7 protein-coding genes and 1 pseudogene are annotated in these 9,874 nt (G+C 73.2%); 6 read left to right on the top strand and 2 right to left on the bottom strand.

Annotated features, from left to right (window positions below):
• Positions 1-51: 51 nt before the first annotated feature.
• Complete coding sequence (glpD, locus tag MFF30_RS07205) at positions 52-1,557, top strand: glycerol-3-phosphate dehydrogenase (protein WP_238278244.1); 1,506 nt, start codon at positions 52-54, stop codon at positions 1,555-1,557.
• On the opposite strand, the gene MFF30_RS07200 is transcribed toward glpD, so the two are convergent.
• A complete protein-coding gene (locus tag MFF30_RS07200) occupies positions 1,554-2,003 on the bottom strand; it encodes an Rrf2 family transcriptional regulator (protein ID WP_238278243.1) in 450 nt (149 codons plus the stop codon). The two genes, glpD and MFF30_RS07200, sit on opposite strands and share 4 nt — an antisense overlap.
• Positions 2,004-2,088: 85 nt before the next feature.
• On the opposite strand from MFF30_RS07200, the gene MFF30_RS07195 reads away from it, so the two are divergent.
• From MFF30_RS07195 to MFF30_RS07180, 4 genes and pseudogenes are all read left to right on the top strand, one after another.
• Positions 2,089-2,868, top strand: coding sequence for a class I SAM-dependent methyltransferase (locus MFF30_RS07195; protein ID WP_238278242.1), 780 nt, complete (start codon positions 2,089-2,091; stop codon positions 2,866-2,868).
• A gap of 101 nt (positions 2,869-2,969) precedes the next feature.
• Positions 2,970-4,922: a cytochrome C oxidase Cbb3 gene (locus tag MFF30_RS07190; RefSeq protein ID WP_238278241.1), complete on the top strand. Its 1,953-nt coding sequence runs from the start codon at positions 2,970-2,972 to the stop codon at positions 4,920-4,922.
• 11 nt (positions 4,923-4,933) lie between these two features.
• Positions 4,934-6,268, top strand: a complete 1,335-nt coding sequence (locus MFF30_RS07185; RefSeq protein WP_373320862.1) for an MFS transporter — start codon at positions 4,934-4,936, stop codon at positions 6,266-6,268.
• 15 nt (positions 6,269-6,283) lie between these two features.
• Positions 6,284-7,266, top strand: a pseudogene (locus tag MFF30_RS07180) (threonine ammonia-lyase).
• A gap of 9 nt (positions 7,267-7,275) precedes the next feature.
• On the opposite strand, the gene MFF30_RS07175 reads toward MFF30_RS07180, so the two are convergent.
• The gene (locus tag MFF30_RS07175) at positions 7,276-7,950 is read right to left on the bottom strand and encodes a class I SAM-dependent methyltransferase (protein ID WP_238278240.1); all 675 of its coding nucleotides are present in this window, start codon (positions 7,948-7,950) and stop codon (positions 7,276-7,278) included.
• A 195-nt stretch (positions 7,951-8,145) separates the two neighbouring features.
• Here MFF30_RS07175 and MFF30_RS07170 point away from each other — a divergent pair, with 195 nt between their 5' ends.
• The gene (locus MFF30_RS07170) at positions 8,146-9,855 is read left to right on the top strand and encodes an IlvD/Edd family dehydratase (protein ID WP_238278239.1); all 1,710 of its coding nucleotides are present in this window, start codon (positions 8,146-8,148) and stop codon (positions 9,853-9,855) included.
• The last annotated feature ends 19 nt before the right edge of the window (positions 9,856-9,874 follow it).

The raw sequence follows: 9,874 nt of genomic DNA, 5'->3' as shown, positions 1-9,874 counted from the left end.
GGCGGCCCGCGGAGGCCCGGCACGGCGGCGACGCGAAAGAGGGAAGGGCCCATGCGCACGTTCGACGTCGCCGTCATCGGCGGGGGAATCAACGGCTGCGGCATCGCGCGGGACGCGGCCGGACGAGGCTACGCGGTGATCCTCGCCGAACAGAACGACCTCGGCAGCGGCACCTCGGCCTGGTCGACGAAGCTCATCCACGGCGGCCTGCGCTACCTCGAGCACTACGAGTTCCGTCTGGTGCGCGAGGCCTTGGCCGAGCGCGAGGTGCTCTGGCGCATCGCGCCCCACATCGTGCGCCCGCTTCGCTTCATCCTGCCCCTGCATGCGGGCCTGCGGCCGGCTCTGCGTGCGGGCCTGCGGCCAGCCTGGCTGCTGCGCCTCGGGCTCTTCCTGTACGACCATCTCGGCGGTCGAAAGCGCTTGGCCGCCACCCGCCGGGTCGACCTGACGGGGCCGCTCGGCGCGTCCCTCAAGCCCGAGTTCCGGCGCGGCTTCGAGTATTCGGACGCAAGCGTGGACGACACCCGCCTCGTCGTCCTCAACGCCCGCGACGCGCGGGACAGGGGAGCGGAGATCGCGGTGCGCACCCGCGTCGTGTCCGCCCGCCGCGCGGGCGACCTCTGGCACGTGGTGCTGCGCGACCTGCGCTCCGGCCGCGAGGAGACGGTGGCGGCCCGCTTCCTCGTCAACGCGGCGGGGCCGTGGGTCGACCGGGTGATCCAGGGCCCCATGGGCCGGAGCGAGGCCCGCCACGTGCGCCTCGTGCAGGGCTCGCACATCGTGGTGCGCAAGCTCTACGAGCACGACCGCGCCTTCATCTTCCAGAACGCGGACGGGCGGATCATCTTCGCCATTCCGTACGCGAACGACACCACCCTGGTCGGCACCACCGACCAGGACTTCTCGGGCGACCCGGCGGACGCGGCCATCACGGAAGAAGAGACCGAGTACCTCCTCGCGACCGCCAGCGAATACTTCGCAAAGCCGCTGCGCCGTGCCGACATCGTCTGGACCTTCGCGGGCGTGCGCCCGCTCTTCGACGACAAGGCGTCGAGGGCGCAGGAGGCGACGCGCGACTACGTTCTGCGGACGGAAGGGGCGGGGGGCCAGGCGCCCGTGCTCAACATCTTCGGCGGCAAGATCACGACCTACCGCAGGCTCGCCGAGGACGCCCTGGCGGAGATCGGCGCCCATCTCGGCACGCGCGGCGGCTCCTGGACCGGGACGGCACCCCTGCCGGGCGGCGATTTCCCGGTGGATGCCGTCGGCGACGTCGAGGGCCGACTCGCCCGCGCGGTCCCCGGGCTCGCGCCGGGCACCGTCCGCCGCATGGTCGCGGCCTACGGGACGGACGCCCTGCGCATCGCCGAGGCGCTGGGCGACGACCTCGGCCACGGCCTGCACGCGGGCGAGCTGCGCTGGATGATGACGCAGGAATGGGCCCGCACCGCCGAGGACGTGCTCTGGCGCCGCTCCAAGCTCGGCCTCGCCTTCTCGGCGGAGGCCAGCGCGGCCCTCCAGGCCCGGATGGAGGGCCTACTCGCCGAGGCCTAGACGCTGCCGGCCTCCTCGGGAGCGGCCCGGCAGCACGCGTCGAAGCCGCGCGCCAGCTCGGCGAGGCTGACACGGCCCAGGCGCGCGACCAGCAGCGCCTCGGCGTCCCGCAGCGCGTCTTCAACGGCGGCGTTGACCACCCGCTCGACCGCGCAATCCGGGTTCGGATGCGCGTTGCCGATCGCGAAGAGGCGGGGCCCCCCGACCGCGCGGTGGATGTCGAGCAGCGACACCGCCTCCAGGTCGGCCACGATCGCCCAGCCGCCGCCATGGCCCTTGTCGGAGCGCACGTAGCCGGCCTCGCGCAGGCCCGCCATCGTCCGGCGCACGACCACGGGGTTGGTCCCGAGCATCCGGGCGATCGCGTCGGAGGTCATGGGCCCGTCGTGCCGCGCCATGTGAAGCAGCACGTGGAGCATTCGCGAGAGGCGGGTGTCGTGACGCACGGCTCGACCCTTCGCACGGCGCCCGGGATTGGCAAAGCCGCACGATCACGATACTTCTAATGTTGCATGATAGGGAGGAGCTGGTATGCGGGCATTCGAAGACCCCGAGCGTTGGGACACGGTCGCGCGGCACTACGAGGCGACCGCCCATCCCTTCACCGCCCGCTTCGCGGAGGCCGCCCTCGCGCGGGTCCCCCTCGATGCCCGCAGCCGGGTGCTCGACGTGGCGGCCGGTACCGGCGCCCTGGCGCGGGCGGCCGCGCGGACCGGGGCCCAGGTGCTCGCGACGGATTTCTCGCCCGGGATGGTGGCCCGCATCGCGGCGGCGGGCCTGCCGAACGTCGAGACCCGGGTGATGGACGGACAGGCCCTGGCGTTGCCCGACGGGGCCTTCGACGCGGTCTTCTCGATCTTCGGCGTGATCATGTTCCCCGACTGGCGCCGGGGCTTGTCCGAGATGGCGCGGGTGACCCGCCCCGGCGGGACCGGCGTCGTCGCGACGTGGCGGGACGAGGGCGCGGCGAGCTTCCTGCTGCTCGGCCGGATACGCCGGACGCTGTTCCCCAAGCGCGCTGGCCTGCCGATGCCCGAGGCCGTGCGGGCGCTGAGCACGCCACAGGATTTCGCGCGCGAACTCGTCGCCGCCGGCTACCGCGATCCCGAGATCGCGGTGGTCGTCCACGACTACGTGCTCGACGTCGCGGCGCTCGCCGACCCGGAGACCGTGTTCGGCCTGTCGCCGGACTGGACCGGCCTGGACGCGGCGGATCAGGCGGCGGTGGTTGCCGAGGCGCGCCGGATGGCCGCCGGCCAGGTGACCCTGCGTATTCCCTCGACCGCACTGATCGCCGTCGCGTGCCGCTGAGGCGCCTCGCGCATCTGTCATCGAACCGACGCCGCCGGCATCCGTTGTCCGGCGGCCTCTGCAGGCCGGAGATCCCAACCTCGGCAGATCCCAACCTCGGCATGCGTTCCCGCTTTCTTGTCCTCGGCACCGTCGTCGTCCTCGCCGCCGGAGCCGCCCTCGCCGGTCTGGGCCGATTCAGCTACGCGCCGATGCCGGCGCGCGAGACCCTGGCGAACCCCGACCGCTATCCGATCCGGACCGCCTACGATCTCCTCGGGCGCCGGATCGGCCGGGAGGAGGCGGAGACGCTCGGCACCAGCGAGGCGGGGCGTCGGACGCTGTCGCCCGAGAACGGCGCCTTCGCCATCGACGCGGCCGTGGTCGCGCGCGGGCGAGAGGCCTTCTACACCGAGACCTTCGGCAACGAGGTCTTCCTTACCGACGTGATGGGGATGCTCGACGGCGCCCTAACGCCTTACGAGGTCGCCCGCGCCGTGCTGCTGCTCGGCGGGCAGGCCACGAACGACCTTCAGGTCCGGGTCGCCCAGGACGTGCGGATCGGCGACCGCCAGTGGCGCAAGGGCGACCTCGTCTCGACCGGCCTCGACGTGGAGAAGCGCGGCCTCGGCATCGTCGGCCTGAAGACCTTCTACGACCGGGGCCACCTGCGCCTCGGCATCACCTGCGCCCTCTGCCACGCGGCGGTCGATCCCCGGACCGGGCGGATGGTGGAAGGAGCGCCGAACGCCGACCTCAATGCCGGCCTGCTCCTCGCCCTCTCGGCCAACGCCTCCGCCTACTTCATGCACGGCAGCGTCGACCTCGCGGCTGTGGCCGGCGACCCGTCGCGGACGGTTCGGACGGCCGATGGTCGAACCGCGGTGCTGCCGGACCGGGACAAACTGGAGGCGGCGGCCAAGGTGGAGGTCGCAAGCTGGCCGCCGGGCAGCTTCGATTCCTCCGCCGACCGGGTCACGAACCCGACCTCGATCCCGTCGAGCTTCTCGGCCTATGGCGAGCCCTACAGCTGGAGCGGGCGCGAGGCGGTGGGGCCCTTCCACGGCCTGTCGTCCCTGAACAACAACGTGCACGCGGCCAATTCCGACACGACGCAGCTCGCGGCCGCCGCACCCTGGCTGTTCGGCCTCGATCCGGACCTCTACCTCGGCATCCTGTTCCAGGGGGCGGTGAATCCGGGCCTGCGCTACGATCCGAAGGGCGACAGGAGCCCACGTGCGATCCTGGCCGCCTTCGATCCGACGCCGGGCTCGCCCGGCCTCAACCGATACGCCGTCCTGCCGAGCTTTCCCGCCACGAACTACATGACCGACAACGGGCTGTTCGCCTCCGCGCCCGGGGAGCCGGCGAACTTCGCCAACAACGCCATGTCGGCGTTCCAGAACCTCCTGCGGCCGCCCGACGCCCCGAAGGCGGGGGCGGATGCGGGGCGCGCGGTGTTTGCGCGCGCCGGGTGCGCCGGCTGCCATTCCGGCCCGGCGCTGACCAACAACCGGATCGTGCCGGTGAGCGAGATCGGCACCGAGCCGACCCGCGCCCGGGCCGGGGGCCGGATGGAGGCGCGCCTCGCCCCCCCGGCGATGTTCGCGACCGACACGCCGTTCCCACTGCCGGCCGACCCGAAGATCGTACCGATCCCCCTGGAGGGCGAGGCCCTGAAGCAGGTCCAGCTCGGCTGGGCCCATGCCGGGACCGAGGGCGGCTACAAGGTCCCGAACCTCGTCGGTCTCGCCTGGTCGGCGCCCTACCTGCACGACGGTGGCGTGGCGGTGGGCGCGGATCCCGCCGATCAGCTCGGCGTGCCCGGGACCCTCGATCGCGGTCGCGCGCCCGATCCGCGCAACAGCCTGCGCGCCCTGGTGGACCGGGACCTGCGTGGGCGGGTCGTCACCGCCAACCGCGCCTCTCCCCGGGCGCGCACGGCGCGGGTCACCGGAGAGGGGCACGCGTTCTGGGTCGACGCCGCGTCCGGCTACACCCGCGGCGACCAGGACGCGCTGCTGGACTACCTGCTCTCCGTCGACGCCCTGACGCAGGACGTGCCGGTGCCATGAAGGCTGTCGAAATGGGGGCGCGCGAGGGCATGACGATGGGGACGGGCGGGACGACCGGGGCGGCGCCGCGCCTCGAACGCAAGGCGGTCGCCGCCGTGGTGCTCGGCAACGCCCTCGAGTTCTACGACTTCACGATCTACGCCTTCTTCGCCAAGCCCATCGGCGAGGCGTTCTTCCCGTCCCAGAACGCCACCGACAGCCTGCTCGCCTCCCTGGCCCTGTTCGGCATCGGCTACGTCATGCGGCCCATCGGCGGCATCCTCATCGGGGCCTTCGCCGACCGGGCGGGGCGCAAGCCCGCCATGCTGATCACCATCGCGCTGATGGCCGTCGGCATGGTGATGCTGGCGGCCGCCCCGGGCTACGAAACCCTGGGGGGCTGGTCGCAGATCATCGTCATCGTGGGCCGGCTGATCCAGGGGCTGGCGCTCGGGGGCGAAGTCGGGCCCTCCACCGCCTACCTCCTGGAGGCCGCGCCCCCGAAGCACCGGGGCTTCGTGGCGAGCTGGCAGATCGCCAGCCAGGGTTGCGCCGCGCTGATCGCCGGCCTCGTCGCCTCGGTCCTGACCTATGCGGTGGGCGACGACGCCATGGCGAACTGGGGCTGGCGGGTGATGTTCGCGCTGGGCATCGGCGTCGTGCCGGTCGGCCTGATCATCCGCAGCCACCTGCCGGAGACGGCCGGCGCGCACGCCGATCCGGCCGCGGCCGAATCGACCCTCGCGGTGGTCCGGCGCCTCGTGCGCGAGCACGGCCGGATGCTGGTCCTGACCTTCCTCATCATCGCGGCCTCCACCGTCTCGAACGCGGTGGGCACCAACATGCCGGTCTACGCCCAGGCCACCCTCGGGCTGACCGAGACGGTCTCCACCGCCGTGCCGATCGCCCTCGGGCTCGCCTCCATCGTTTTTCCGCTGCTCGGCGGCTGGCTCGCCGACCGGTTCGGCCGGCGCGCGGTAATGATCTGGCCCCGCGCCCTCATCGTGGTGCTGACCGTGCCGGCCTTCGCGTGGCTCGTGCGCGACCCGACGGGCCCCTCGGTCTATGCCGTAACCTTCCTGCTCTCGGCCCTCTCCTCGATCAACGCGGCGGCGATCATCGTGGCGATCCCCGAATCCCTGCCGCGTGCGGTGCGCAGCGCGGGCCTCTCCATCGTGTACGCCTTCTCGGTCTCGGTCTTCGGCGGCAGCACGAACTACGTCGTGAACAAGCTCATCGTCCTGTCGGGCGACAAGCTGGCCCCGGCCTACTACCTCGTGGCCTTCAGCATCGTGGGGACGCTCGCGGCCTTCCTCATGCCGGAAACCCGGGGCAGGGACCTCGAGGCGGACGCGCCGGCGCGCTGAGCGCGGGAGGGGACGATGACGGCCGAATTCGGAATGCGCGACATCCGGGACGCGGCCGAGCGCCTCGCGGGGCGGGTGGTCCACACCCCCGTACTGCACGCCCCCATGCTCGACGCCCTGGCCGGCTGCCGGGTGCTCGTGAAGGCCGAGGCGCTCCAGCGCACGGGGTCGTTCAAGTTCCGGGGCGCCCTCAACGCGATGCTGCAGCTCGGGGACGGCGCGCGGACGCGGGGCGTCATCACGTATTCGGCCGGCAACCATGGCCACGCGGTGGCGGCGGCGGCGCGGGAGGCCGGCTGCCCGGCGGTGATCGTGCTGCCCACCACCGCCCCGGCGATCAAGGTGGAGAACTGCCGCTGGTGAGGGGCCGAGGTCGTGCTCTACGATCCGGCCGTGCAGGACCGCGAGGCGGTCTGCCGCGCCATCGCGGAGCCGCGCGGGCTGCACCTCGTGCCGCCATTCGACGACGTCGCCGTCATGGCCGGGCAGGGGACCGCCGGGCTCGAATTCACCGCGCAACTCGACGCCCTCGGGGCACGGCCGGACGCGCTCCTCGTCTGCTGCAGCGGCGGGGGCCTCGCCGCCGGCGCCGCCACGGCGATCCGGGCGCGGTTCCCGGATGCGGACTGCCACGTCGTCGAGCCGGCCGGGCTCGACAAGATGGCCCGCTCCCTCGCCTCCGGCGTGCCGGAGCGCAGGCCGGCGGAGCCCGCCACCTCATGGACGGGATCGCGGGTCCGGTGGCGGGCGCCCGGCCCCTGGCCGTGCTGCGCCGCCTCGGTGCCACGGGGCTGACGGTGACGGACGACGCGGCCCTGGCGGCGATGGCGGCGGCCTTCCGCTTCCTCAAGCTCGTCCTTGAACCCGGGGGTGCGGCCGCCCTCGCGGCGGTCCTGGCCGACCCGGGGCGCTTCGCCGGCCGGACGGTCGCCGTCATCGGCACGGGCGGCAACGTCGACGCGGATGTGTTCGCCCGCGCCCTGTCGCCCCGGCCCTGAGGGCGGGTCTCAGGCGAACCGGCCCGTCAGGATGCAGGCCCGCAGGGGCTGGACGAGGACGAACCGGCCTTGGTCGTCGCGGCTGGCCGCCGCCAGGAAGGCCGCCTCGATGGCTGCGCGGCGCTCCGCGATGGCCCCCGCCCGCGCCGGGTCGGTCGCCAGGACGCGCGCCAGGAACGGGTCGAGGCCCGCGAAGGTCTCGGAGCGCGCGAAGGTGACGTCGCGCTCGCAGGCGAGCTCCCCGGCGGCGACGAGGGCGTCGAGGGTGGCCTGCGCCGCCCGGCGAACCGCGGTCTCGTCCTCCACCGGCCGGAGCGCGGTGAAGAAGCTACCCTCCGCCAGCGGCTCGACGACGACGATGCGGGCCCCGGGCGCTACGACCCGCACCGCCTCGCGCAGGGCCGCGCCGGCCTCCGGCATGTGGTGGAGCGTGTTGAGGAACACTGCCCCGTCGAAGGCGGCCTCGGCGAAGGGTAGATGCGCGCCGGAGGCGACCGCGAACCCCGCGCCGGGGACCGCCCCGGCGGCCTGCGTGATCGCAGCCGGGTTGGGGTCGATCCCCGTGACGCGCGCGCCTTCCCCGGCGAGCGCCCCCGCGAGGGCTCCGGGCCCGCAGCCAATATCGATGAGGCGCCGCCCGGGCAGCGGCGCGAAGGTCTCGCGGATCAGCGTCAGGGCATCCATGGTTCGGCGCCTTTCGGGCGGACGCGGCGGGGAGGGCGCACGGACATCCCGCGAGTGTCCCTCAGGACGCAGCCCATGACGAGATCCCAGGATGAGATTCGCGGCAACCCCCGGAAGCCCCGGACCTTGTCCGGACCGGGCGTCTCCCGCAGAACGCGAACGGAGCCGGGCGAACCGGCCGCTCAAGGACACGCCATGTCGGACGAACCGCACGGACTCGATCGGGGCCTGACCAACTACGGCGACCGCGACTTCGCGCGCTTCCTGCGCCGCTCGTTCGCCCGCTCGATGGGGATCTCGCCGGACCTTCTCGCCAAGCCCGTCGTCGGCATCGCCATGACGCCGTCCGACTTCAACAACTGCCACCGCACCATGCCGGAGCTGGTCGAGGCGGTCTCGCGCGGGGTGCTGGCGGCCGGTGCCCTGCCGCGCGCCTTTCCCACCGTGTCGCTCGGCGAGGTTTTCCTCAACCCGACCAGCATGATGTACCGCAACCTCATGGCCATGGACACCGAGGAGATGATTCTCGCCCAGCCCATGGACGCGGTCGTGCTGATCGGCGGCTGCGACAAGACCGTGCCGGCCCAGCTCATGGGAGCGGCCTCGGCCGACCTGCCGGCGATCCAGCTCGTGACCGGGCCGATGTCCACCGGGCGCCATCGCGGGGAGCGCCTCGGCGCCTGCACCGACTGCCGGGGGTACTGGGCTCGTCACCGGGCCGGCAGCGTCGACGCCGAGGAGATCGCCGAGGTCGAGGGCCGGCTCTCGGTCACCGCCGGCACCTGCGCGGTGATGGGTACGGCCTCCACCATGGCCTGCATCGCGGAGGCGCTGGGGATGTCGCTGCCCGGCACCGCCGCGATCCCGGCGGTGCATGCCGACCGTCTCGTGGCGGCCGAGGCGAGCGGCCGGGCCGCCGTGCGGCTGATCGCGACGAAGATCCGCCCGAGCCAGGTCATCACCGAGAAGTCGGTCGAGAACGCGATCCGGGTGCTGATGGCACTCTCCGGCTCCACCAACGCCATCGTGCACCTCACCGCCATCGCGGGGCGCCTCGGCATCCGCATACCCCCCGAGCGCTTCAACCAGATCTCGGACGAGACGCCGGTGCTGGTCGACCTGAAGCCGGTCGGCCAGGGCTACATGGAGGATTTCCACGCCGCCGGCGGCATGGGGGCGCTCCTGCGCGAACTCCGCCCGCTGCTCCACCTCGACACGCGGGACATCGAGGGCCGGACCCTGGCCGAGCGCCTCGACGCGCCGGGCGGGTGGGTGGACCGCGCGGTGATCCGGCCCTTTTCCGATCCGGTCTCGCCCGTCGGCGGCCTCGTCGCGCTGTCGGGGAGCCTCGCGCCGGACGGGGCGATCTTCAAGCGCGCGGCGGCGACGCCGGAGCTCTTCGAATCGGAGGGGCGTGCGGTAGTGTTCACGGGCCTGGAGGACCTCAGCCGGCGCATCGACGATCCCGATCTCGACGTGGAGGCGGACGACATCCTCGTCCTGCAGAATGCCGGGCCGCACGCGGCGGGCATGCCCGAGGCCGGCTACCTGCCGATCCCGAAGAAGCTCGCCCGGGCCGGCGTGAAGGACATGGTGCGAATCTCGGACGCGCGAATGTCGGGCACGGCCTTCGGCGCGATCGTGCTGCACGTGGCCCCGGAGGCGGCGGTCGGCGGCCCGCTGGCGGCGGTGCGCGACGGCGACCGCATCCGCCTCTCGATCCGGGACAAGCGGGTGGACCTGCTGGTCGAGCCCGGCGAGGTCGCCCGGCGCCTGGCCGGCTTCACGCCGCCGCCGATGCCCGAGCGGGGCTACAAGGCCCTCTACCGCCGCACCGTCACGCAGGCGCCGGAGGGCTGCGACTTCGACTTCCTGACGCACCGGGGCGCGCCACGCACGCCCTGATGGGCGCGCCGCGCACGTC

The organism is Methylobacterium goesingense (genome assembly GCF_022179225.1).
In the GTDB taxonomy this organism is placed as follows: domain Bacteria; phylum Pseudomonadota; class Alphaproteobacteria; order Rhizobiales; family Beijerinckiaceae; genus Methylobacterium; species Methylobacterium goesingense.
The sequence above is the reverse complement of the archived record's forward strand: the minus strand, read 5'-3'. Positions and strand labels throughout refer to the sequence as shown.